General features: G+C 63.1%; 22 protein-coding genes. 12 read left to right on the forward strand and 10 right to left on the reverse strand.

What is annotated here, in order from left to right; all coding sequences use genetic code 11:
• Positions 1-72: 72 nt before the first annotated feature.
• From KW845_RS10110 to KW845_RS10125, 4 genes are all read right to left on the reverse strand, one after another.
• Positions 73-1,029, reverse strand: coding sequence for a tripartite tricarboxylate transporter substrate binding protein (locus tag KW845_RS10110; protein ID WP_218369097.1), 957 nt, complete (start codon positions 1,027-1,029; stop codon positions 73-75).
• 64 nt (positions 1,030-1,093) lie between these two features.
• On the reverse strand, positions 1,094-2,065 hold the full coding sequence (locus tag KW845_RS10115; protein WP_218369098.1) for a tripartite tricarboxylate transporter substrate binding protein: 972 nt from the start codon (positions 2,063-2,065) through the stop codon (positions 1,094-1,096).
• Between the two features lie 68 nt (positions 2,066-2,133).
• Positions 2,134-2,727 (reverse strand): thiamine pyrophosphate-dependent enzyme, encoded by a 594-nt coding sequence (locus tag KW845_RS10120; RefSeq protein WP_218369099.1) that lies wholly within the window; start codon positions 2,725-2,727, stop codon positions 2,134-2,136.
• Positions 2,727-3,263, reverse strand: a complete 537-nt coding sequence (locus KW845_RS10125; RefSeq protein WP_218369100.1) for a thiamine pyrophosphate-binding protein — start codon at positions 3,261-3,263, stop codon at positions 2,727-2,729. The genes KW845_RS10120 and KW845_RS10125 overlap by 1 nt, the downstream gene beginning before the upstream one ends.
• A 126-nt stretch (positions 3,264-3,389) precedes the next feature.
• Between KW845_RS10125 and KW845_RS10130 the strand changes: the two genes are divergently transcribed.
• The 3 genes from KW845_RS10130 to KW845_RS10140 all read left to right on the forward strand — a co-directional run bounded on the left by KW845_RS10130 (position 3,390) and on the right by KW845_RS10140 (position 7,588).
• A complete protein-coding gene (locus tag KW845_RS10130; protein WP_218369101.1) occupies positions 3,390-4,328 on the forward strand; it encodes a LysR family transcriptional regulator in 939 nt (312 codons plus the stop codon).
• A gap of 167 nt (positions 4,329-4,495) precedes the next feature.
• Entirely contained in the window at positions 4,496-5,458 is a 963-nt protein-coding gene (locus tag KW845_RS10135; protein ID WP_218369102.1) for a TAXI family TRAP transporter solute-binding subunit, read from the forward strand.
• Positions 5,459-5,554: 96 nt separating this feature from the next.
• Positions 5,555-7,588 (forward strand): TRAP transporter fused permease subunit, encoded by a 2,034-nt coding sequence (locus KW845_RS10140; protein WP_218369103.1) that lies wholly within the window; start codon positions 5,555-5,557, stop codon positions 7,586-7,588.
• Positions 7,589-7,616: 28 nt separating this feature from the next.
• On the opposite strand, the gene KW845_RS10145 is transcribed toward KW845_RS10140, so the two are convergent.
• Complete coding sequence (locus KW845_RS10145) at positions 7,617-8,525, reverse strand: LysR family transcriptional regulator (protein ID WP_218369104.1); 909 nt, start codon at positions 8,523-8,525, stop codon at positions 7,617-7,619.
• Between the two features lie 155 nt (positions 8,526-8,680).
• Between KW845_RS10145 and KW845_RS10150 the strand changes: the two genes are divergently transcribed.
• The 5 genes from KW845_RS10150 (at position 8,681) to trxB (ending at position 13,739) form a co-directional block, all read left to right on the forward strand.
• Positions 8,681-9,781 carry a hypothetical protein gene (locus KW845_RS10150; RefSeq protein WP_218369105.1) on the forward strand — a complete coding sequence of 367 codons (1,101 nt, stop codon included), beginning with the start codon at positions 8,681-8,683 and terminating at the stop codon, positions 9,779-9,781.
• A gap of 13 nt (positions 9,782-9,794) precedes the next feature.
• Complete coding sequence (locus KW845_RS10155) at positions 9,795-10,391, forward strand: UGSC family (seleno)protein (protein ID WP_255592527.1); 597 nt, start codon at positions 9,795-9,797, stop codon at positions 10,389-10,391.
• A gap of 78 nt (positions 10,392-10,469) precedes the next feature.
• Entirely contained in the window at positions 10,470-11,696 is a 1,227-nt protein-coding gene (locus tag KW845_RS10160; RefSeq protein WP_218369106.1) for a CaiB/BaiF CoA-transferase family protein, read from the forward strand.
• A gap of 57 nt (positions 11,697-11,753) precedes the next feature.
• A complete protein-coding gene (locus KW845_RS10165; RefSeq protein ID WP_218369107.1) occupies positions 11,754-12,734 on the forward strand; it encodes a tripartite tricarboxylate transporter substrate binding protein in 981 nt (326 codons plus the stop codon).
• Positions 12,735-12,749: 15 nt separating this feature from the next.
• Positions 12,750-13,739: a thioredoxin-disulfide reductase gene (trxB, locus tag KW845_RS10170; RefSeq protein ID WP_218369982.1), complete on the forward strand. Its 990-nt coding sequence runs from the start codon at positions 12,750-12,752 to the stop codon at positions 13,737-13,739.
• 45 nt (positions 13,740-13,784) lie between these two features.
• Here the strand turns inward: trxB and KW845_RS10175 are convergent, their stop codons facing one another.
• Positions 13,785-14,744 (reverse strand): LysR family transcriptional regulator, encoded by a 960-nt coding sequence (locus KW845_RS10175; RefSeq protein ID WP_255592528.1) that lies wholly within the window; start codon positions 14,742-14,744, stop codon positions 13,785-13,787.
• A 106-nt stretch (positions 14,745-14,850) separates the two neighbouring features.
• On the opposite strand from KW845_RS10175, the gene KW845_RS10180 reads away from it, so the two are divergent.
• Genes KW845_RS10180 through KW845_RS10190 form a run of 3 tightly spaced genes read left to right on the forward strand, consistent with a single transcriptional unit; the run spans position 14,851 to position 17,238 of the window.
• Entirely contained in the window at positions 14,851-15,447 is a 597-nt protein-coding gene (locus tag KW845_RS10180) for an amino acid synthesis family protein (protein ID WP_218369108.1), read from the forward strand.
• Complete coding sequence (locus tag KW845_RS10185; protein ID WP_218369109.1) at positions 15,444-16,235, forward strand: alpha/beta fold hydrolase; 792 nt, start codon at positions 15,444-15,446, stop codon at positions 16,233-16,235. The genes KW845_RS10180 and KW845_RS10185 overlap by 4 nt, the downstream gene beginning before the upstream one ends.
• A 34-nt stretch (positions 16,236-16,269) precedes the next feature.
• Positions 16,270-17,238 (forward strand): tripartite tricarboxylate transporter substrate binding protein, encoded by a 969-nt coding sequence (locus tag KW845_RS10190; protein ID WP_218369110.1) that lies wholly within the window; start codon positions 16,270-16,272, stop codon positions 17,236-17,238.
• A gap of 32 nt (positions 17,239-17,270) precedes the next feature.
• Here KW845_RS10190 and KW845_RS10195 read toward each other — a convergent pair whose 3' ends face one another.
• The 4 genes from KW845_RS10195 to KW845_RS10210 form a co-directional block, all read right to left on the reverse strand.
• Complete coding sequence (locus KW845_RS10195) at positions 17,271-18,242, reverse strand: tripartite tricarboxylate transporter substrate binding protein (RefSeq protein WP_218369111.1); 972 nt, start codon at positions 18,240-18,242, stop codon at positions 17,271-17,273.
• 124 nt (positions 18,243-18,366) lie between these two features.
• Positions 18,367-19,299 carry a carbon-nitrogen hydrolase family protein gene (locus KW845_RS10200; RefSeq protein WP_218369112.1) on the reverse strand — a complete coding sequence of 311 codons (933 nt, stop codon included), beginning with the start codon at positions 19,297-19,299 and terminating at the stop codon, positions 18,367-18,369.
• Between the two features lie 32 nt (positions 19,300-19,331).
• Positions 19,332-19,712, reverse strand: a complete 381-nt coding sequence (locus tag KW845_RS10205; RefSeq protein ID WP_218369113.1) for a cupin domain-containing protein — start codon at positions 19,710-19,712, stop codon at positions 19,332-19,334.
• Between the two features lie 61 nt (positions 19,713-19,773).
• The gene (locus KW845_RS10210; RefSeq protein WP_218369114.1) at positions 19,774-20,742 is read right to left on the reverse strand and encodes a tripartite tricarboxylate transporter substrate binding protein; all 969 of its coding nucleotides are present in this window, start codon (positions 20,740-20,742) and stop codon (positions 19,774-19,776) included.
• Positions 20,743-20,976: 234 nt separating this feature from the next.
• On the opposite strand from KW845_RS10210, the gene KW845_RS10215 reads away from it, so the two are divergent.
• Complete coding sequence (locus KW845_RS10215; protein ID WP_218369115.1) at positions 20,977-21,927, forward strand: LysR family transcriptional regulator; 951 nt, start codon at positions 20,977-20,979, stop codon at positions 21,925-21,927.
• Positions 21,928-22,142: the final 215 nt, after the last annotated feature.

The raw sequence follows: 22,142 nt of genomic DNA on the forward strand, positions 1-22,142 counted from the left end.
GGGCCACAGTATAAGGGGTCGAGGCCCCGCCATGCCGCGGCCATGGACGAGCCCGCCGAAGCAAGACAACATTCACTTCGCCGACCCCATCAAATCCACCAGGGCCTTCATCCGCTTGCCCAGCTCTTGCAATTGCTGATTCCACTGCGCGCCCGGTAGAAAGGCCAGCACCGGGGCATCGGCCTTCCCTGCCTTCAGGAATTCAGGGTCTTTCATGGTTGCCTGCACCGCATCCTGGACGCGCTTCGCGATATCGTCAGGCAGATTGAGCGGCCCGCCGATGCCGCGCTCGGACGATATCTGCAGGTTGTAGCCTTGCTCGGCCAGTGTGGGCACGCCATTGGCGGCGCGTTTCGCACCCCACAGCGCTACGCCCACCAGCGGGGTGCCCGGTTGCCCGACCTCGAGCGCTTCGCCGGTGGTCATCATGACGTAGTCCACATGCTGGCCCAGCAGCGAAGCCTTGGCTTCGCCATTGCCCTTGAACGGAATCGATGTGAACTGGAATCCGGCATCCCGCCCGAGTTCCAACATGCCCAGATGCCCCGTGGTGCCGTCGCCCGAATGGCCCACCGAGAACGCTGTCTGTTTGGACTGCGCGATGAAGTCTTGCAGCGTGACGGGCTTGCCTGCGTCGCGATTGGCCACCAGCATGGCGGGGTCATCGACAATGCGCGCGATCAGGCGGATCTGGTCGGGCTGATAAGACGTCTTGCGATACATAGGCAGGAAAATATACCCAGGTACGTTGATCATGCCCAGGGTATAGCCATCGGGTTTGGCATGCTGGATATAGTTGGCCGCGATCTCGCCGCCCGAGCCGGGCTTGTTGACCACCACGATGCGGGCCGATTCACCCAGCCGCTTTTCCATGAAGCGGGCCAGATTCCTGGCCATCACATCCGTGCCGCCGCCTGGGGCGAAGCCGACCACCAGCTCAATTGGTTTGTCGTCGGGCCACGCCGCCATCGCTGTCTGCGACAGCATGCCAGCACATACGAGCATGACACTGCCGAGCGTCTTTCCCATGGGTTTGTCTCCTGGGTGGTTATAGGGTGGGGTGAAGCTTGGGGTGCGGTCGCCCCTTCAGTGCCTACTGCGCCTTCGCACCGCTCATTTTGATGAGATCTCGGTAGCGATCCAGTTCCGATTTCCAGAAAACCTGGAACTTCGCGGGTGGCTGGGTCTCGACTTCCACACCAAGACTCGACAGGCGTTTGCCGGCGTCCGTTTTCGCCAAACCACTTTCCAGCGCTGTGTAGATCTTGTCGACAACCGCCTTGGGTGTCCCTTTGGGCGCCGCCAGGCCGAACCAAGTAACCAGGTGCACGCCCGGCAAGCCCAGCTCGCCGAATGTCGGAACTTCTGGCAAGACCGCGCTGCGCTTCTCGCCCGTGGTGGCCAGTGCACGCGCCTTGCCGCCTTGCACCAGCGCCACCGGGTTATTGTCGAACATGAAGTCGATCTGTCCGCCCAGCAGATCGACCGTGGCCGGCGCGTTTCCCTTATAGGGAACATGCATGGCCTGGATGCCCGCGGTGTATGCGAACAGCGCCGCCGACAAATGGCCGGAATTGCCCATCCCCCCCGAGCCATAGCTCATCCGGCCGGGCCTGGCCTTGGCTGCATTGATCAAATCGTTGACCGACTGGTAGGGCGATTTGGCCGAGACGATCAGTACGCTGGGTACGACCGAGGCCAAGGTGATCGGCACAAAGTCGTCGACGGGGTGGTAAGGCAGCTTGGCAAGCAGGTTGGGGGCGGCAGAGTTGGTCGAGCTGCTGGCCAGGAACAATGTGTAGCCGTCGGGCTGCGCGCGCACCATACTGGCGGCGCCTATCGTGCCGGACGCGCCAGCCTGGTTTTCCACATACACGGTCTGGCCCAGGCCGGCCGACAGCGCTTCGGCCACTTGCCGGCCAACCGCATCGCCCGAGCCGCCGGGCGGCCAGGGAACGATCAGCTTGACTGGCTGATCGGGATAGGCCGCCAGGGCGGGCGCAGTTGCGGATAGGGCAGCGGCTGCCGTGAACGTGCACAGTAGCCGGCGCATGGTCGGTTTCATGGTTTTGTCTCCTGATTAGGCATCGTGGCGATGCTCTTTTGAATAAGGCCGTGCCAGGGCCGCGGGGATCAGAACGGCTGCAACCCCAGGGCGGCCCGGAAACGGTTCTTGATGAAGGGGCCGTCGCGCGGCGGCAGTGCGCGGGGCGGTTCGTCAGCTTCAATGAAGACCTGCACGAAAGCCGGGCCGGTGCGTGCCTGGATCCGGCGAATGACGTCATCGCAGCCCGCCAACGAGTCGGTGGCGAAGGCGTCGGCAATGCCGAATCCCTTGGCCACCGCCACCAGATCGGTACCCAGGCTGGAATGGCTGCGCTGCATGCCGGTTTCGCCGAAGTGACCGTTGTCGAGCACGACAACGGTGAGGTTCTTCGGTTGCTTGGCACCGATCGTTGCCAGGCTGCCGACGCCCATCAGTTGTTCGCCGTCTCCTGTGATGACCAGTACGGGCCTGTCGGGCTGGGCCAGTGCCAGGCCCAGTCCCACGGGCGTGGCGCCGCCCATTGCTCCCCACAGGTAGTAATTGTGGTCGCGGTCGCCGGCGGCGAACACGTCATATGACGCCGAACCCAGGCCAGTGACCACCAGCGCATCGGGAACGCCCGCCAACAGCCGGGCCACGAATTCGCGGCGATCGGCTCGCCGTTGTGTTGCCTGGTTCATCAATTGCGCTCCCATTTCTTTCGCCCGATCAGATTCTGGCTTAGCAGCACGGCGACTTTCTCGCCGGCCTCAAATGCAGCGTCGAAACCGGCGCTGACGATCTCCTCGGTTTCGTCCGGATGGGATACGCGCAGCACGTGGATGCCCATCAGTTCCAGGGCGGCCTGCGTGGCCTTGCCCATGGGGCCCTGCCAGGGATTGAACTCGGCATACTCGCCGCGCATGGTGACCAACGTGAAGAACGGAAAATCAGCGGCTTGCAGCAGCGAGAACATGTTGACGCAGTTGCCCACGCCGCTGCTTTGCATCAGCAGTACGGCCCGCTGGCCACCCAGCCAGGCTCCGCAGGTCAAGGCGACACCTTCTTCTTCGGTGGTCAGCACGATGTCTTCGATGTCGGGGTCGGCGATGGCACTGCGGATGGCATGGGAATGGCCCGCATCCGGCACGTAGGCAATCTGCCTGACACCGCCTTGCTTGAGTACTTTGAAAACAGCTTCCTGCCAGGCAGGAGCCGTAGCTGATGGTTGGCTCATGGTTGAATCGCAGTAGGTTCAAGGGCATGTATTAAAGGACCGATAAATCATAAAATGTGATGGCTAGTTATCTGAAATAGAGAATTTGCATGGTTCCATCACACTTCTTGATCGAGGCATAGCAAGATGGATTTGAAGCAGCTGCGTGCTTTCCTGACCGTGACCGAAATGGGCAACGTGACACGGGCGGCCGAGGTCTTGAACCTGGTGCAGCCGGCCGTGTCGCGCCAGATACGCTTGCTGGAGGAAGACATCGGCACGCCCTTGTTCGAGCGAGAGCGCCGCGGCATGGTGTTGACCGAAGCTGGCGAAGTCCTGGTCGGATACGCGCGCCGGGCCTTGCTGGAACTGGATCGGGCTCGCGTCGAGATCGGCGGTGTCGGGCAAGGCGTTACCGGGCTGGTCACGCTGGGCCTGCTGCCCAGCAGCATCGACATGCTGTCCAGTCCGCTGGCCTCTGCCGTGGCGGCGGCGTATCCCGGCATACGGGTTCGCATCGCAATGGGTTATGCGGGCACGCTGCAGCGCTGGCTGGTCATGGGCGAGGTGGATGCGGCCTTGCTGTACGGTGCCGAACGCACGGCCGATATCCAGACCGTGCCATTGATCGAAGAGCCGCTATGGGTGATAGGCCCGAAGAACAGCCCGCTGCGTCCGGATCGGCCAGTGCCGCTGGCTGACCTGGCCAACCGAAAGCTGGTGCTGCCCAGTGCACCGCATGGCATTCGCACGCTGGTCGAGCATGCGTGCGCCGTGGCTCATGTCACGTTGGATGTTTCGGTAGAGACCAATGCCTTGAGCGTGCAGCGCAGTTTGGTGCTGGGCGGCCACGGGTTGACGATTCTGCCGCCGATTGCAGTGGCGGACGATCTTCGCAAGCACCAGCTGAAGGGCGCACCCCTGGCTGACCCGGATATTACGCGCACTATTGTCCTGGCATTGCCGACGAACCGGCCGACGACACGGGCGGTTCGTTGCACGGTGGATGTGCTGGTCGGCGAGGCGCGCAAGGCGGTGGCCTCGGGGGCTTGGATGGAGGGGCGGTGGCGGGGGGCTGAGGGGTAATCGTCAAGCCACGCCCTGGCTTGAATGCGCCGGGTACTAGCAGGAAACTCTGATTGACGTATCTGTCTACGCGGGTTACACCCCGAGGTATACGCAGCACCTGATCGCATCATAAAAATCGTTTCGCAATCGCAGCGCAACATCAAAAAGCGTACCCAGGAGACAGAATGAATACTTCAATACGACGTTTCGCGTTCCTGCTGTGTTTGTGTTCAGGGCTTTTTCAATCCGCGGCGGCCGAGAATATCTCGATCGCCACTGGCGGCACCGGGGGCGTCTATTACCCGATAGGCGGTGGTATTGCTTCGATGCTATCGAAGAAGGTACCCGGCATGGAGGCCACTGCCGAGGTGACCGGCGGATCGGTGGATAACCTGAAGCTGATCGACGGAGATATTTCGTATATCGGGCTGACCATGTCCGATGCCGCGCAAGATGCCTACAAGGGTGAGAACAAATTCAAGGACCACAAGGTGCCTCTGCGCACTCTGATGATTCTTTATCCCAACCGCATGCATGTGGTAACGGTGGATGGGAAGGGCATCGAGAAGATTGCCGACCTGAAGGGCAAGCGCATTTCCACCGGATCGCCCGGCAGCGCGACCGAAGTCATGGCTTTTCGCATGCTGGAGGCAGCGGGGCTGGACAAGGACAAGGACGTCGAGCGCGAACGGCTGGGCGTTGCCGAGTCGGTCAACGCCGTGAAGGACAACAAGATCGACGCCTTCTTCTGGGTGGGCGGCCTGCCTACTGCGGCGGTAACGGACCTGGCCAATACACCGGGCACCAAGATAAAGATGATAGACAACGCGGACCTGGTCGGGGCCATGAACAAGAAGTATGGGGATCTGTATATAGAAGATACGATTCCCAAGGCCACCTACCGCGGCATGGACCAGGACAACAAGCAGGCCACGGTCATGAATATCCTGGTTGCCAACGAGAAAATGAGCGACCAGACCGCGTACAACATCGTCAAGACCATCTTCGAAAGTCGCGACGACCTGATTGCGGTGCACAAGGATACGGCCGAATTCAAGCTCGAGAACCAGAAGACGGCGGCTTCGCCGATTCCGTTCCATCCGGGCGCCGTCAAGTATTTCACCGAGAAAGGCGTCAAGCTCGATTAAGCCTTGCCCCAACCCGCGCGGTTGGGGTTTTTACATGGCTCGCCCCACGGCAATGCAAGGCACGCAAAGCCCGAACTCCATCCAGGGGACCCCAGCATGAACGTATCTGCGGAACCGACCTCCACGGCCGCCGTCAGCGACGAGGCCTTGCGCAAGGCCGAGCAATACATCGAAGAAGAAGAGGGCGCCGCCAATCACCTGGGCGGCCGGCTGGGCATATTCCTGGCCGCCGTGGCGGTGGCCATGTCGTTGTTCCACATGTATGCCGCTTATGCCATCGTGCCGACGCAGATGCTGCGTCCCATACACGTGGCATTCGTGTTGTTCCTGTCCTTCCTTATGTTCCCCGTCAGCAAGCGGTTCCGGCATCGCATCATGTGGTGGGACTGGGCAGCGGCGCTGCTGGCGGTTGCCGTGGCGGTGTACCTGATCATGGGCGGAGATGAATTCACCGACCGCAATACCAGCCCCAATGTCTGGGACATCGTATTCGGCGCGGCGCTGATCCTGTTGGTGCTGGAGTGCATGCGCCGCACGATCGGATGGATATTGCCCGTTATCTCGATCTGCTTCCTGGCCTATGCGGTGCTTGGGAAATACCTGCCGCATCCCTGGACGCACAAGGGTTACGGTATCGACCGCATCGTCGGCTTTATGTACATGACGCTTGAGGGCATATACGGCGTTGCCGTGGACGTGTCGTCTTCGCTGATTATTCTGTTCACGATTTTCGGGGCGTTCCTGCACTATTCGGGCGCGGGCAAGTTCTACATCGATTTTTCGTTCTCGGCCATGGGCGGCAAGCCCGCCGGCGCAGGACGCACGGTGGTGTTGGCGTCGTTCTTGCTGGGTGGGCCGTCAGGCTCGGGCGTGGCCACTACGGTCACGCTGGGCACGGTGGCGTGGCCGATGCTGGCCAAGGTGGGCTACGAGCGCAACGCCGCAGGAGGGCTGCTGGCCGCGGGCGGCCTGGGCGCGATAATTTCGCCGCCGGTCATGGGGGCGGCTGCGTTCATCATTGCCGAGTTCCTGAAGATCTCGTACCTGGATGTGCTGCTGATGGCAATCATCCCGACCGCGCTGTTTTATCTTGCGCTGTTCTTTATGGTCGGGATAGACGTACGCAAGTACGGCATGGGCAACGTGATCTTCGAGAAGGTCGACACGGTATGGAACCTGACCAGGCATTACTGGTTCCACTTTCTGTCGCTGATTTCCATCGTGGCATTCATGATGTGGGGGTTTTCGCCTGTCATGTCGGTGTTCTGGGCCACCGTCGTGTCTTTCCTGACCAGCTTCCTGCGTCCCGACACGGCTATGGTTTCCTATGACCTGTTTCGCGGCAAGGGGTCGATATCGAAGCTCTTTTTCCAGTCGCCGTTGATCCAGGCGCTGAAAGCGGGGTCGACTGGCATGCTGAGCGTGGGCACGACCTGCGCAGGTGCCGGCATTATCGTGGGCGTAGTGACACTGACGGGCCTGGGCCTGAAATTCAGCGGCATCGTCATCGACTACGCGGGTGGCTCGCTGCTGCTGACCGCCATCTATACCGCGCTGGTGGTATGGGTGATAGGCCTGGCGGTTCCGGTGACCGCCTCGTACATTATTTGCGCCGTTATTACCGCGCCCGCACTGATCAAGCTGGGCGTGCCCGATTTCGCCGCGCACATGTTCATTTTCTACTACGCGGTATTGTCGGAAGTGTCGCCGCCCACCGCATTGTCGCCGTTCGCGGCGTCGGCAATTACGGGTGGCGATCCATACAAGACCACCATGCAATGCTGGAAATACACGATACCGGCATTTCTGGTGCCGTTCATTTTCGTGTTGGACCCCAGCGGCCAGGGGCTGCTGCTGATGGGCTCGGCCAAGGCGCTGGCGGCCGCGAGCTGGTGGTCGATTGCGGAAGTGACGATAACGGCCGCCGTGGGCATTTTCGCGCTGGCCGTGGGCTTCCAAGGGTGGTTGCTGGTGCGCGCCACGGTGTTCGAGCGCGTTCTGCTTTGCATTGCCGGATTTGCCCTGGTGTATCCGGGCGCGCTGGCCGATGGGGTGGGGTTCGGCCTGGTGCTGATCGCACTGGCCTGCCACTGGCGGCGAAGCCGCACGCCGCCCCGGGCCGTGGCCTGAGTTGCGGGGGAACGGATCAGTCAAGGTGTCAGCGCCGCCATTCCTGCTCGATCTGGCCAGTCATGGCGTGTACCACCGGCGTCTGCTCCCTAGCCTTCAACGTCACCAACCCCAACACGCGGCTGACCCTGGGCCGAATCAACGGCCTGACCGACAACCCCAAGCTCAGCGCATCCGCCAACGTTCCCTCTGGCACGATTGCGATTCCGACCCCTTTCGCCACAAACTGCATCATCGTCGTGAACTGCGTCACCGTAATTGTGTGCGCCAGGTCCAGCCCCGCCGTCACCGCCGTCGCATCAATCAACCGCCTCGTTCGCGAATCCGACGGTAACGACACCATCTGCTGGTTCTGAACGGCACTCCAGGACACCTGCTTGTGTTTTTCAAGCGCATGCCCCTTTGGCAGCACCACGTGAAAATACTGTGTGCTCAACGGCTTCTGGGTAAAGATCGAAGCAATATCGTCCAGATACGTCAAGCCAATATCCGCCACCCCAGACCTGACGCTCTCGATCACGTTTCCATGCACACCTTCATAGACGTGTATATCCACCCCCGGATGCTCGTGCTTGTAGCGCGCCACGATGGAAGGCAGCACGGTGCACGCCACCGACATCACCGATGAGATCACCACTTGCCCGCGCTGCTGCGCAGAACGTCCCTGCACGGCCTTCAGGTAGATCTGCATATCGTTCAGCACCCGCTCGGCCAGGGCGACGAACTCTTTGCCCGCTTCGGTGATTTCCACGCTGCGGGTGGTGCGATTGAACAGGGTCAGGCCCACCAGGCGCTCTACGCGCTGCACGGTGCGGGTAAGGACTGGCTGGGACATCTGCAGAGCGATGGCCGCGGCGTTGAAACTGCCGTAGTCGGCCACGGTTTTCACCGCAAGCAGTTCCCTGGCGCTGAGATCTAACTGGTCTGGATGGATCATGGCGATGGCTCGCAAAGCAAAGTCGATGACGAATGGCAGCCCCAGCAGCGCGACCTATTTATGTCGGTTCGACAATTATCTTGGTTAATAGATTCAGATTGGAAATAATAAATCGAATCTTTAAGATCAGCTCATTCCCTTCAAGGAGCAGGAAAATGAGCGCAGCCATGCAGGAAAGCCGGGTCGATGGGAACGTAGACCTGGTGGAGTACTACTACGAACAGGGCTTTAGCGATGGCCTGCCGGTAGTGCCGCCGACCCAGGAAAAGATCGACGCCGTGGTGCAGGCGCTGGGCGGCGATCCGGAGTTCGTGGAATGCAAGGTCGCCCCGCGCTGGGGGGAACTGACGCGCGAGGTGCTGGCCATCAATATGGTACTGGCGGGCTGCAAGCCGGAATACGCGCCAGTGGTGCGCGCCGCGATATTGGCCCTGACGGATGCGGCGTTCAACCTGAACGGCGTGCAGGCCACCACGCATGTGGCCTCGCCCTTGATCGTGGTGAATGGGCCCATCGCCCAGGCCCTGGGCATGAACGGCGGCGCCAATGCCTTTGGGTCGGGCAACCGGGCCAATGCAACGATAGGCCGGGCAGTGCGGCTGATGATGTTGAACGTGGGCGGAGCCTGGCCGGGGGACCTGGACAAGAGCACGCTGGGGCATCCGGGCAAGTACACCTACTGCGTGGCCGAGAACGAAGCACAAAGCCCGCTGGCCCCGTATCACGTAGAGCACGGCTACAAGCCGGAAGAATCCACGGTATTTGCAATTGCGGCAGAGGCGCCGCATAGCGCCACCAACCATGTGTCCAATGACCCCGAAGGAATCCTGGACACGATCTGCTCGGCCATGAGCACGATTGCTTCCAACACGGCAGTGCTGGGCGGGCATATGGCGGTGGCGCTGGGGCTGGAGCACGCCCGCACCATCGCAAAGCACGGCTGGAACCGGGCGGATATACGCAACTACATCTTCATGAACCACGGCAACCGGTTCATCGATCTGGCTTACGGCCATCGCTACGGCAAGGTCTACAACCGCAATCTGCCCAAGTGGTACAAGCGCGAGGATGACACGCGTATTCCGATTATTCACAGCCCGGACAACATCCATTTGTTCGTGATGGGCGGCGAGGCGGGGCGGTTCTCGGCGGTGATTCCAGGGTGGGGGCACATGAGTACGCCGGTGCTTCGGCCGGTGGACGTTGCGGCCGCGCCGGAAGGCCCGGACTGCTCCAGCGGTACTTGCTCACTCTAATCGGGAGACCACCATGTTGATGAAAGCAGAAAACGGCCAGGTTCGTGTCTATGATCCGCGCGGGGTGATCCGTTCGGTGGCGCTGCCCACGGCCAAGCGGCGCCAGGGCCTGGATGGCTTGCGGCTGGGGGTGCTGGACAATTCGAAGTGGAACGCCAACAAGCTATTGCGCGGCTCTATCGAGGCGCTGCGCAGCGAAATCGACTTCGCGGCGGTGAATTACTACGTGAAACACAGCTTCTCGAAAGACGCGGCGCCGGAATTGATCGAGCAGATCATCGCGGAAAACGACATCGTGCTGACCGCCATCGGCGATTGCGGGTCTTGCACATCTGGTTGCCTGCGCGATGCGATTGCGCTGGAACAGCAGGGCGTGCCGACGGCGGTGATCGTGACTACCGAGTTCGTGAAAGAAACAGTGCTGACGCGCGAAGCCCTGGGCATGCATGAGCTTGAGCCCATCATCATTGCGCATCCGGTCAGTTCGATCACCATGGAAGAAGTGGCGCACCGTGTGTCGCAGATTCTGCCGCAAGCGCAGGCGATATGGCAGGGCTCGCAAAGCGGCGCGGCGCTGGAATACCTGGAATCCCATAGAACGCCCGATTGACTGCCTGGCTGTGCCGCGCAGGCGGTGCGGCCGGCACGGCAGGTTTCATCCACTTGGGTTCATGGGCGAGGGCAGGGCATGGGCGCGCTATCCGGATTACGGGTGCTGGATCTTTCGCGGGTATTGGCCGGGCCTTGGTGCGCGCAGACGCTGGCGGACCTGGGGGCCGAGGTGGTCAAGGTTGAACGTACCGGCATGGGCGACGATACCCGAGCCTGGGGTCCACCTTGGCGCAGCACGCCGTCTGGCGTCGAGCAGGATTCGGCCTACTTTCTCAGCGCGAACCGCAACAAAAAGTCGGTGGCGGTGGATTTTTCCCGGCCAGAAGGCGCGGCCCTGGTGCGCGATATGGCGACCCGCTGCGATGTGCTGATCGAGAATTTCAAGGTGGGCAGCCTGGCCCGCTACGGGTTGTCGCATGAAGACCTGGCGCCCTTGAACCCTGGCCTGGTTTATTGCTCGATTACGGGTTTTGGGCAGCAAGGGCCTTATGCGCAGCGTGCCGGGTACGACTTCCTGATCCAGGGCATGGGCGGGCTGATGAGCATTACCGGCGTTCCCGACGGGTTGCCGGGCGCGGGGCCGCAGAAGGTGGGGGTGGCGCTGACGGACTTGCTGACGGGTATGTATGCCGCCACCGGCATCCTGGCCGCCGTGATGGAAAGCCGGGCCACCGGACAGGGGCAGCATCTGGACGTGGCACTGCTGGATGTGCAGATCGCCAGCCTGGCCAACCAGGCCATGAATTACCTGGTGGGCGGCAAGGCGCCGGGCCGGTTGGGCAATGCGCATCCCAATATCGTGCCGTACCAGGATTTCCGGACCCGCGATGGCTACATGATCCTGGCGGTGGGCAACGATCTGCAGTTCAAGCGCTTCTGCCAGGCCTGCGGTCAGGCGCAATGGGCGGACGACGCGCGCTTTGCCACCAACCCGGCGCGGATCGCGCATCGCGACGATCTGGTCGCCCTGATCGCCGGGGCCATCGCGCGGCACGACACGGCTTACTGGATAGAAACCCTGGAAGCGGCCGGTGTGCCGTGTGGACCGATCAACACCATAGCCCAGGCCTTTGCGGATGCGCAGGTGGTGCACCGGCAGGCGCAGGTGTCGATTGCGTCGGCAGAGAAGGGGGATGTGCCCTCGGTGGCGAACCCGATTCGTTTGTCGCGCACGCCGGTGGAATACCGTCATGCGCCGCCGGGGCTGGGACAGGATACGCGGCAGGTGCTGGGTGAGTTGCTGGCCATGACGCCGGCCGAGATCGACCGATTGATTGAACAGCGGGTCGTGGCATGTAGTTAAGCCCGACCCCGCTGAGCAGGCGCAACACCATAACCATAGCCTTCAAAGGAGCGAGACATGAAAGCCATCAAATTCGCGGCGGGCCTGCTGCTGGGCTGGGCGGCCGCTGTGCAGGCCGTGCCGGTATCCGCCGCGCCGGCCTATCCGAACAAACCGATTACCCTGATCGTGCCGTTTCCGGCGGGGGGGCCGACCGACATCGTGGCGCGCGTCGTGGGGCAGAAGCTGTCCGAAGACCTGGGCCAGACGGTGGTCATCGATAACAAGCCGGGCGCCAGCAGTGTGATCGGCGCGGGCCAGGTGGCGCGCGCGCCGGCCGACGGCTATACGCTGTTGCTGAATTATTCCGGACATGTGATCAACCCGTATCTGAAGACGGACCTGCCCTTCGACCCGCTGAAAGACTTCGTGCCCATCGTGGGCCTGGCGTCCACGCCGCAGATACTGGTGGTGTCGCCCAAGATCAAGGCGAACTCGCTGGCAGAGCTGATTCAACAGGCCAAGACGTCAAATGACCCGCTGACCTTCGCCTCGTCCAGCGTGGGCGCGCCGGGTCATCTGGCGGGCGAGTTGTTCGGCCAGATGGCGGGCGTGCGCCTGATGCATGTGCCTTACCGCGGCAGCGCGCCGGCACTGACAGACTTGATCGGCGGACAGGTGGACATGATGTTCGATAGCGCGCCTTCGTCCATCAATTTCGTGCGTACCGGCAAGTTGCGGGCGTTGGGCGTGACGTCGACGGTCCGGTCGGCAGTGGCGCCGGAACTGCCCACCTTGAATGAGTCTGGCTTGAAGGGCTTCGCCATCACGACCTGGTATGGGGTGTGGGCGCCGGCCGGTACGCCCGCCGCCATCGTTGCCCAGCTGAACGAGGCACTGAACAAGGTGCTGGCCGACCCGGCCGTGAAGGAAAAGCTGTTGCAGGCCGGGGCGGACCCGCTGGGCGGATCGCAGCAGAGTTTCGCGGCGTTCTGCCAGTCCGAGTCTGAGCGGTATGGCGTCATTGTGAAAGCCGCGCATATTCAACCACAGGCATAAACAGGGTTCTGGAGGATACGCGTGAGCAAGCATGCCAAGGTTCTGATCCTGGGTTCCGGCCCGGCTGGCTACAGTGCCGCCATCTATGCGGCGCGCGCCAATCTGCGGCCGATGCTGATTACCGGCATGGCCCAGGGCGGGCAGTTGATGACCACGACCGATGTCGAGAATTGGCCGGGCCATGGGGCAGGCATACAGGGGCCGCAATTGATGCAGCAGTTGCAAGAGCATGCCGAGCGCCTGGATACCGAGGTCGTCCTGGACCATATTGTCGAGGTCGATGTGTCCCGGCGACCGTTCTTGCTGAAGGGGGATGGCGGGGCCAGCTATACCTGCGATGCGCTGATTGTTGCCACCGGGGCGGCCGCGCAGTATCTGGGTTTGCCGTCCGAGCAGGAATTCATGGGGCGCGGCGTGTCAGGATGCGCGGTGTGCGATGGATTCTTTTACCGGAACAAGGATGTAATCGTGGTGGGCGGCGGCAATGCGGCGGTGGAAGAAGCGCTGTATCTGGCCGGGCTATGCCGCAGCGTTACCCTGGTGCACCGGCGCGACAAGTTCCGCGCCGAACCCATCCTGGTGGATAGGTTGCTGGGCCGGCAGGCGGCGGGCGCCATTCGCTTGAAGCTGTTCCATGAGCTGGACGAGGTGCTGGGCGATGCGTCCGGGGTCACCGGGGTGCGCTTGCGTCATGCGCAGACCGGCACGCAAGAGACGCTGGATGTCGATGGCGTGTTCATTGCCATCGGGCACAAGCCCAACACCGGCATTCTTCAGGGCAAGCTGGTTATGGAAAATGGATATATCCAGACCCAGGGCGGCGCGCAGGGCCTGGCGACACAAACCTCTGTGCCGGGAGTGTTCGCCGCCGGGGATGTACAGGACAGTGTGTACCGGCAAGCCATCACCAGCGCGGGAACGGGGTGCATGGCGGCGCTGGATGCGCAGCGATGGCTGGAAGGCTTGATGGGTAGTGGCGAGGGCAAGCGGCTGGAATCGGCGTAGCTCGACGGATCCCTGCTGCGGGCTGGGTCCCGGTAGCTGCTCAATTCATGAATCAGATTTTCTCTGTTTATTGAGCTTCTTTTCCTGCGTTCCAAAGCTGTCCACCACTTTCCCGCCCCGCTCCCGCGCCAACGCTCCCATCAGCTCCACCAGCAACCCATACATCGACTGCCCTGCCGGCGACAGGCTTTGGCCCGGCCTGGTCACCAATCCCACCGTTCTTGCAATAACCGGCTGATGCAGCCGCACGAACGCCAGTTCGTACCTGGCCGCTGGCCGCGCCAGGATGGGCAGGATAGTGACGCCCAGCCCGGAGCGCACGCTGGCAATCAGCGAGGCGCGATTGGTGACCACCATGTTGGGGTCGGTGACCCAGGGCGGTATGCCGGGATGGCGCAGCGCCTCGAAGGTGGCATTGCCGATCAGGCGTTCCCCTTGCAGCGCCTCCCAATCCACCGGCTGCGGCAGATCGGCCAGCCGGTGCGACGCGGGGCAGATGATGCCGAATTCGTCATGCACCAGAGGCCGGAAGTTCAGCCGTGGGTCGTCGGCCAGCAGGCCGGCGATGCCGATGTCGACCTCGCCGCTCAGCACCATCTGGCGCACTGCCTGCGATGGAATGTCGACGGCGCGCAGGCGTACTTGCGGCCATTGGCGCGCGTAGCGGTCCAGGATGTCGGGCAGCCATTCGTCGGCCAGCGATGGCATCACGGCCAGGGCGACCGATCCCTGCCGCGCTTGCGCGAGCTCGTTGGCTTCCAGTCGAACGCGGTCGTGCACGGCGAGCAATTCGCGGAATAGCGGCAGCAAACTCTGGCCCAGCGGCGTGGGCAGGGCGCGCTTGCCGGGTTCGAACAAGGGCGCGCCTACTTGGCGTTCCAGGTCGTCCATGGCGGCCGAGACGGCGCCCTGGGAACGGAAGGTGGCGCGCGCCGCCGCCAGAAAGCTGCCGCTGTCGACCGCGGAGACAAATTGCCGCAGGTGCTGGATCTTGAAGGGTTCCATGATGGGCCGGCCATGAATTTGGGTTTTCTAAATTTTATTTCGATTAATTTGGTTTGCCAAAACTTTCCTCGCGCCCGACCATAACCCTATAAACCAGGGAGGCCGCATGGCATTGGAAGTACGCAAAGTCGTTTCCTATATCGAGGAAACGCACATTGAAGGGGGCAAGGCGGCAGCCAGGCCGTTGTTGATGGTCCTGTGCGCCGCCGTGGTGAAGAACCCGTGGGCGGGCGTGCCGTTCACGGAAGACCTGCGGCCGGGGATCTTGCGCATCGCGCCGCCGCTGGGCGATTTGCTCGTCCGCGAAGTCCTGCGCCACGCCGGATCGGCCGAGCGGGTCGAAGGGTATGGCAAGGCCGCGGTGGTGGGAGCCGATGGCGAGGTCGAACACGCGTCGGCGCTGATCCACACGCTGAGGTTCGGCAACAAGTACCGGGATGCCGTGGGCGGCACCAGTTACCTGAGCTTCACCAATTCGCGGGGCCCGATGGGTTGCCCGATCGTGGTGCCGATGATGCATAAGAATGACGAGGGCATGCGATCGCATTACCTCACTGTCCAGGCCACGATTGCCGATGCGCCTGCCGCCGGCGAGATCGTGGTGGCGCTGGGTGCCAGCGTGGGAGGGCGGCCGCATCATCGCATCGGCGACCGCTATCAAGACATGCAGGAACTGGGCACGCAGCCTGGCGGGAAGGCATGACGATACCGACGCGTGTGGCACGCAGCGGGTCGGGCGAACCGGTGGTGTTGATCCACGGGGTAGGCCTGGACCTGGGCATGTGGGACGAATTGGCGCAGGCGCTGGATGGTGCCTGCGAAGTAATCCGCTACGACATGCTGGGCCACGGCGCGACGCCGCTGCCGGATGGACAGCCCGGCCTGGACGCGTATGTGGCGCAACTGGCCGCGGTGATCGAAGGCCAGGGGCTGCGGCGGCCCTGCGTGATCGGCTACTCGATGGGCGGGCTGGTGGCAGGGTGCTTTGCGGCAAGTCATCCCGCCCAGGTGAGTCGGCTGGTGTTGATGAGCACGGTGTTCCAGCGCGACGCGGCTGAACGCCAGGCGGTGCAGTCGCGCCTGCGGCAGGCCGAGGGCGTTGACCGCGAGGCCGCGGCGCGGGGTTCCATCGAGCGCTGGTTTTCACCGGCGTTCGGGCAGGCGCGGCCCGGACGCGTGGCCGCTTTCACGCAGCGGCTGCTGGCGAATCGGCAGCAGGATTTCCTGGCGGCTTACCGCCTGTTCGCGTCGGGCGACGAGATATTGCCAGAGGCCGCGCCGCTCATTGCGTGTCCGACGCTGGTGATGACGGGCGCGCTCGATCCCGGTTCGACGCCGCGCATGGCGGCAGATCTGGCGGCAGCCATTCCGCGCGCGGTGGTGGATGTGGTGCCGGACCAGAAGCACATGCTGCCGGTGGAGAACGCGTCGCGAGTGGCTGGCGCGCTCAAAGCATTCCTGGGTGAAGGTGCTGGCGATCGGGCAGCGTGATCCGTCCACACGACAAAACGAGAGGAGACAAATTATGGAACGCAGACAAATGCTTGCCGCGCTGATAGCGCTGGGGGCGTCGGCCAGCCTGGGCGCGGCGCGCGCGTCGGCATCGGGCGTGCCGCTGCATGTGATCGTGCCGTTTCCGCCGGGCGGCGGCACGGATGTGCTGGGGCGCGCGCTGGGCTTTCGCCTGGAACAGCAGATGAGCCGCACGGCGGTGGTGGAGAACAAGCCCGGTGCCAGCGGCATCGTGGGCGCCGAGTATGTAGCCAAGTCGGCGCCGGACGGCAATACGCTGCTGTTCTCGGGGCTGGTGCCGTCGGTCCGGTATTACAGCCGTCCGTTGTCGCAGATCGATGATGAATTGAAGCCTGTCTGCATGATCGCGCGTTCGCCGTACCTGGTGGCGGTCAATCCCGGGGTGCCTGCCAAGACTTTGCAGGAACTGGTGCAATTGGCCGAGCGCTCGCCCGGCGAGCTGACTTTCGGGTCGCCGGGCAATGCGACGCCGCAGCATCTGGCGACGGAGCGGTTCCGCAGCCAGGTAGGCATCGACATGCTGCATGTGCCGTATCGCGGCACGGGGCCGATGATGACCGATCTGCTGGGCGGGCAGATCCAGGTGGTGTTTGCCACGGTCGCGGCGGCCGAGCAGCACGTGAAGTCGGGCCGCCTGCGGGCGCTGGCGGTGACCAGCGCCGGGCGGTTGGAACGGCTACCCGATGTGCCCACGGCGGACGAGGCGGGTTTCGCAGGTTTCGAGGCCGAGATCGCGTTCGGCACTTACGTAGCCGCGGGTACTGCGGACGAGGTGGTGGCGGACCTGAATCGCGCCATCAACCAGGCGCTGACCGATGCCGATGTGCGCGGCAAACTGGTGGAACAAGGTTTCGTGCCGGTTGGTGGTACGCCGGGCAATCTGGAAAAGAGCTTGGTCGCCGAGGTGAAGGCGATATCGGAACTGGTGCAATCGGGACGGGTCAGCATCGACGCGGCTTGATGCGTTCGGGGCCTGATTCATGTCGACCGGGGTCAGTCGAGCTGAATATCCAGCGCGCGCACCAGCCCGCCCAGCCGTTCAGCCTCGGAGCGCACCAGTGCGTCGAATTGATCGGGCGTGCCGCCCACCACATCGCTGCCGATGGCTTCCCAGCGGGCGCGGAATGCCGGATCGGCGAAGATGTCGTTGAGCGCCGTGTTGTATCGCATGATCACCTGGGGCGGCGTTCCCGCTGGCGCGACGATGCCGTGCCACGCGTAATAGTCGAAATCCGGCAAACCGGACTCGCTGATGGTGGGCACGTCGGGCAGCAGCGGTGAGCGCGCCTTGGTCGTGATGGCGATCGGCGTAAGCCGCTTGCTATTGATGTGCTGGATCGAGCTGCCGAGAATGTCGAACATGCTCAGGATCTGCCCGCCGATCAGGTCGTTGAGCGCCGGGCCTGCGCCCTTGTAGGGGATATGTTGCAGCGGCGCCTGCGTCAGTGTCTTGAAAAGCTCTCCGCCCAGGTGCTGTGGCGAGCCGTTGCCGGCCGAGCCGAACGTGGCCTTGTCGGGATTGGCCTTGGCGTAGGCGATGTACTCGGGCACCGTCTTGATGCCGGACGCCGGGTTCACTTCCAGCACCAGCGGGAACCTGGATATCTGGATGATGGATGCAAAATCCTTGATGGGATCGTACGGCAGGTTCTTGAACAGCGTCTGGTTCACCGACATGTTGCCGCTCGCCGCCAGCAGGATGGTGTAGCCGTCGGGCGCGGCCTTGGCCACCTGAGCCGAACCGACATTGCCGGCGGCGCCGGCTTTGTTTTCGACGATGACGCTGGTGCCGAGTTTCTCTGACAGCGGCTTGGAAATCAGCCGTGCCATGAGATCGGTAGGGCCGCCTGGCGGAAACGGCACGACGAAGCGGATGGGCTGCGTGGGCCACTGATCGGCGGCCATGGTGGCCGCGGAAGGCGCGAGCAGGAAGATGCCGAGCAGGATGCCGGTGTAGCGTTTCACGGATTGCCCCATTTTCGTTGTCGATTGGACGCGGCTGCCCTATGCGCGCGGCGCCAGCCACGCTGCATGGTACCGGACATTCCAGCCATGCACTACGCAGGGGGGCGAGGCAAGCTCGCGCTATTCAACCCTTCAGCGTGGTGACTGGGGGTTTGGGCCGTTCGTCCACGGTCAGCGAGAAAATGTCCGGGCGTGCATAGTGCCCGACCACGTCGAAATCCATCTTGCCCCGGGTGATGGCGCATAGGTCGATGTCGGCCAGCAGAATGGCGTCTTCATCGTAGACGGGTCCGGCGAGCAGTTGCCCCATCGGGTCGACGATGCAGCTGCCGCCGCGCATCAGTACGGTATCGGGGTTGATTTCCAGGGCGTTGTGGAACTCGGGCGGAAAATCCTTGCCGCGCAAGTGCTGGCAGGCGGACAGGACGAAGCAGCGTCCCTCCAGGGCGACATGCTGCATGCTGGATACCCAGGTGGGCTTGTCGTCGGCCGTGGGTGCGCAATAGATCTGGATCTGTTTGCTGTACATGGCCATGCGCAGCAGCGGCATGTAGTTTTCCCAGCAGACCACCGCTCCCAGCTTGCCCAATGGCGTGTCGAATATAGGAAAGGTCGAGCCGTCGCCAAAGCCCCACAGCAGGCGCTCCAGGGCAGTGGGCATGAGCTTGCGGTGCTTGCCCAGTAGTTCGCCTTCATGGCTGAAGAACAGGACCGTGCAGTACAGCGTGCCGCCGTCGCGCTCGATCACGCCGACGACGATGAAGATCTCCAGTTCGGCAGCGATCTGCCCGATGCGTTCGGTCACTGGGCCGGGCACGGCAATGGCGGTTTCGGCGTAGCGCTGGTACTGTGCGCGTCCCTGGGGCGTACGCCCGCCCAGGAAGATATGAAAATCGGCTCCCTTGGGATAGCCGCCTACGAAGGCCTCTGGAAAAAGTGCGAGCTCGGCACCCTGTGCTTTTGCCGTGGCGGCCAGCCGGCCCATTTTCTCAGCAGTAGCCATGGCGTCGCCAGGCACCGGTCCATCTTGGATGACGGCTATTCGATGTGTGGTCATGGTGGCTCCGTATGGTTGGTAATGAATCGGGCTCAGCGCGACGGCGCGAGCCAGGGTGTGTCGCCGGGCGCAGCCACCGGCTCGAAGTCGTAGAGGCCGGCTCCCTGTGCGTCCCCGATCACCAGGAATTTCGTCGGCGTGTCGGCCGCGTTGGTGACTCGGTGCGGTCGCCCGGCTCGCACCTGGAAGGTCTGGGCCGGGCCCAGCACGACCTCCTGTTGCGGCTCGGTGGCGGCCACGCGCAGGGCGCCTTCGATCACATAGAACGTGTCGATGACGGTGGTATGCCGGTGCCATGGCACCTCCTGGCCGGATTCCAGGATCAGCTCGGTGATTTTGAACCCGGGTCGTTCGCCGTAGCGCTGGCGCTTCCTGACCGGATACAAGTGGGTGCCATCGGCGAGTTTGGCCATGCGGGCTCCTGCAGTTGGGTGCGATGGCTTCGGTCAGTGCCGATGGCGCGCACGTTGATGTTCAGTTGGCCTTGATGCCCAGCTCGCCGATAAGCCGGCCGCGCTGGTCCAGTTCGCTTTCGATCCGCTGCCCCAGCACCTGCGGCGGTCCGCCCACGGGGGTAACGCCGCGGTCGGCCAGCCGTTCGCGAATCGAGGCGTCGTTGAGTACGGTGTCGATATCGGCCGACAGGCGCTGCACGATGGCCTGTGGCGTGCCCTTGGGTGCAAGCACGGCCTGGTACGTGCCGCGCTCGGCGTCGGGTTGGCCCAGGGCTTCGGTAAGGGTCGGCACATCCGGGATCAACGGTGAGCGCGATTCGGCGGCGATCGCCAGAGCCTTGACCCGCCCGCCCTGGATCATGGGCAGCGCGTCGCTGAAGGTGCCGAACAGGAAGTCGACCTGGCCGCTCATCAGGGCCGTCATGGCCGGCGAGGTGCCCTTGTAGGGAACGTCCACGGCGGTCAATCCCGCATTACGCACCAGCGCGGCGCCGGCAAGGTGCAGGATGCCGCCCTTGCCGGTGGTGGCGTAGTTCAGGCCCTGCTGCTTGCGTCGGGCCTGGTCGATGAATTCCGCCAGGGTGCGGGTTGGCGACGATGCGCCGACGAGCAGGACCAGGGGCTCGGCGGCCACCAGCGAGACGGGCTCGAGGTCGCGGCCCGCGCCATAAGAGGGCTGCTTGAGCAGCAGTGATGTGATCACGTTGCTGCTGGAGATGTAAGCCAAGGTGTAGCCGTCGGGCGTGGCCTTGGCCACCGCCGCGCCGCCAATCGAGCCGCCGGCGCCCGGCCGGTTCTCGACGATCACGGATTGGCCCAGCCGTTTGCCCAGGGCCTGGGCCAGCAGGCGCGCGTTGCCGTCGGTAGCGCCGCCCGGCGGCCATCCCACCACCAGCTTTATCGGCTGTTCGGGATAGGTGCCGGCTTGTGCTCCGGGCGTGGCCAGGGCGGCGATGAATATTCCCGCAAGAACAGGCACCTTCAACATGGGCTTCCCCTCGATGTGGATTGCGATAACTGCTGAAAGGCATGCTATCGGCCATGCCGCTGGCGATTGATGCCAAATTGGTCGTGATTCGGACCGTTTCGGTATGAATGGCCCGCCGATGCGGCGCAGGCGGCATGTGTCCGGGGTGTAAGGTTTCCCCGTATGGATGACACTGGGACGGGGCCGCATACTGGCCAGTTTGGTCCAGGCCGGAAAGATCGCTGGAGAAGTCGGATGAATCTGCGGCATGTCCGCTATTTCGTGACGCTGGCCGAAGAGCTGAATTTCACTCGGGCGGCAGCGCGTTGCCATATCGAACAGGCGCCGTTCAGCCGCGCCATCAGGACACTGGAACGCGAACTCGGCCTGACGCTACTGATCCGCAATACGCGCAATGCCGAACTCACTCCCGCCGGCAGGCTGTTCTGCGAGGCCGCCAAGGTGGCGCTGCAGGAGCTGGAGCTGGGCGCGCGCCGGGCCAGGCGTGCGCAGGACGGCGCCACCGGGCAATTGACGATCGCGCATGTCGGCTCCACCGTGTATGAACTGCTGCCCAGCATCATTCGCATGTTCAAGCACACCTATCCACTGGTGGACCTGCGCATACGCCAGATGACGACGCGCGAACAAATCCCCGCCATCATCGCGGGAGACATCGATGTGGGCTTTGTGCGCGTGGAGCCCGAAAACGATCAGCTGGAGACAGTACGGCTGTTTTTCGAGCCGTTCGTATGCGCGATTTCCGATTGGCACCCCCTTGCAAGCAGGGAGGCACTGGCGTTGGCCGAACTCGCGCCCTTGCCGTTCATCACGCTGATGCGCAGTCCGGCACCAAGCTTGCACCAGCAGGTGCTGGATTTGTGCCGCAAAGCCGGCTTCGAGCCCAAGATAGCCCAAGAAGTCGAGCAGATAGAAAGCACGGTGGGGCTGGTCAGTTCCGGCATTGGCGTCGCGCTGGTGCCGGCCTCGTTGCGCAGGCTGTCGATCCGCTCGGTCTGCTACGTGCCCTTGAGCGATGTGGCCGAACAGGTCGAAGTATGGTTGACATGGCCACGTGGGCATGTCTCGTCTGTCGCGCGGGCGTTTGTGCAGTGCGCGCGCGATACGGTTCCAGGCGTGCAGCCATTCAGGCAGGCAGATCAAGTCCAGTGGTGCGCACGAGGAAACGGACGAGCAGGCAATTAATCCAATTTCATATTCGCCCGCCGCTCAGCTGGCAGGGGCGTACACGTTCATTGCGGTATACGAGAGTGGCTAGTTCTATCGAATGCTGGTGTTGAAAGACGGCGACGGGATATTCCTGCCGTAGCCAGGTCCACACGTTGCGCGGTGTTACGATGCGAAATTCTATTGATGCGTTACCTCAAGCTGTGACCACATAAAGTCGGCCGTTTGAGACC

It is taken from the genome of Bordetella sp. BOR01, from assembly GCF_019218885.1.
GTDB lineage: Bacteria > Pseudomonadota > Gammaproteobacteria > Burkholderiales > Burkholderiaceae_B > Bordetella_A.

Bases quoted from the DNA above. Each gene is read 5' to 3' on its own strand.
- KW845_RS10110 (WP_218369097.1), bottom strand. From the start codon at position 1,029: ATGGGAAAGACGCTCGGCAGTGTCATGCTCGTATGTGCTGGCATGCTG.
- KW845_RS10115 (WP_218369098.1), bottom strand. From the start codon at position 2,065: ATGAAACCGACCATGCGCCGGCTACTGTGCACGTTCACGGCAGCCGCT.
- KW845_RS10120 (WP_218369099.1), bottom strand. From the start codon at position 2,727: ATGAACCAGGCAACACAACGGCGAGCCGATCGCCGCGAATTCGTGGCC.
- KW845_RS10125 (WP_218369100.1), bottom strand. From the start codon at position 3,263: ATGAGCCAACCATCAGCTACGGCTCCTGCCTGGCAGGAAGCTGTTTTC.
- KW845_RS10130 (WP_218369101.1), top strand. From the start codon at position 3,390: ATGGATTTGAAGCAGCTGCGTGCTTTCCTGACCGTGACCGAAATGGGC.
- KW845_RS10135 (WP_218369102.1), top strand. From the start codon at position 4,496: ATGAATACTTCAATACGACGTTTCGCGTTCCTGCTGTGTTTGTGTTCA.
- KW845_RS10140 (WP_218369103.1), top strand. From the start codon at position 5,555: ATGAACGTATCTGCGGAACCGACCTCCACGGCCGCCGTCAGCGACGAG.
- KW845_RS10145 (WP_218369104.1), bottom strand. From the start codon at position 8,525: ATGATCCATCCAGACCAGTTAGATCTCAGCGCCAGGGAACTGCTTGCG.
- KW845_RS10150 (WP_218369105.1), top strand. From the start codon at position 8,681: ATGAGCGCAGCCATGCAGGAAAGCCGGGTCGATGGGAACGTAGACCTG.
- KW845_RS10155 (WP_255592527.1), top strand. From the start codon at position 9,795: ATGTTGATGAAAGCAGAAAACGGCCAGGTTCGTGTCTATGATCCGCGC.
- KW845_RS10160 (WP_218369106.1), top strand. From the start codon at position 10,470: ATGGGCGCGCTATCCGGATTACGGGTGCTGGATCTTTCGCGGGTATTG.
- KW845_RS10165 (WP_218369107.1), top strand. From the start codon at position 11,754: ATGAAAGCCATCAAATTCGCGGCGGGCCTGCTGCTGGGCTGGGCGGCC.
- KW845_RS10175 (WP_255592528.1), bottom strand. From the start codon at position 14,744: ATGGAACCCTTCAAGATCCAGCACCTGCGGCAATTTGTCTCCGCGGTC.
- KW845_RS10180 (WP_218369108.1), top strand. From the start codon at position 14,851: ATGGCATTGGAAGTACGCAAAGTCGTTTCCTATATCGAGGAAACGCAC.
- KW845_RS10185 (WP_218369109.1), top strand. From the start codon at position 15,444: ATGACGATACCGACGCGTGTGGCACGCAGCGGGTCGGGCGAACCGGTG.
- KW845_RS10190 (WP_218369110.1), top strand. From the start codon at position 16,270: ATGGAACGCAGACAAATGCTTGCCGCGCTGATAGCGCTGGGGGCGTCG.
- KW845_RS10200 (WP_218369112.1), bottom strand. From the start codon at position 19,299: ATGACCACACATCGAATAGCCGTCATCCAAGATGGACCGGTGCCTGGC.
- KW845_RS10205 (WP_218369113.1), bottom strand. From the start codon at position 19,712: ATGGCCAAACTCGCCGATGGCACCCACTTGTATCCGGTCAGGAAGCGC.
- KW845_RS10210 (WP_218369114.1), bottom strand. From the start codon at position 20,742: ATGTTGAAGGTGCCTGTTCTTGCGGGAATATTCATCGCCGCCCTGGCC.
- KW845_RS10215 (WP_218369115.1), top strand. From the start codon at position 20,977: ATGAATCTGCGGCATGTCCGCTATTTCGTGACGCTGGCCGAAGAGCTG.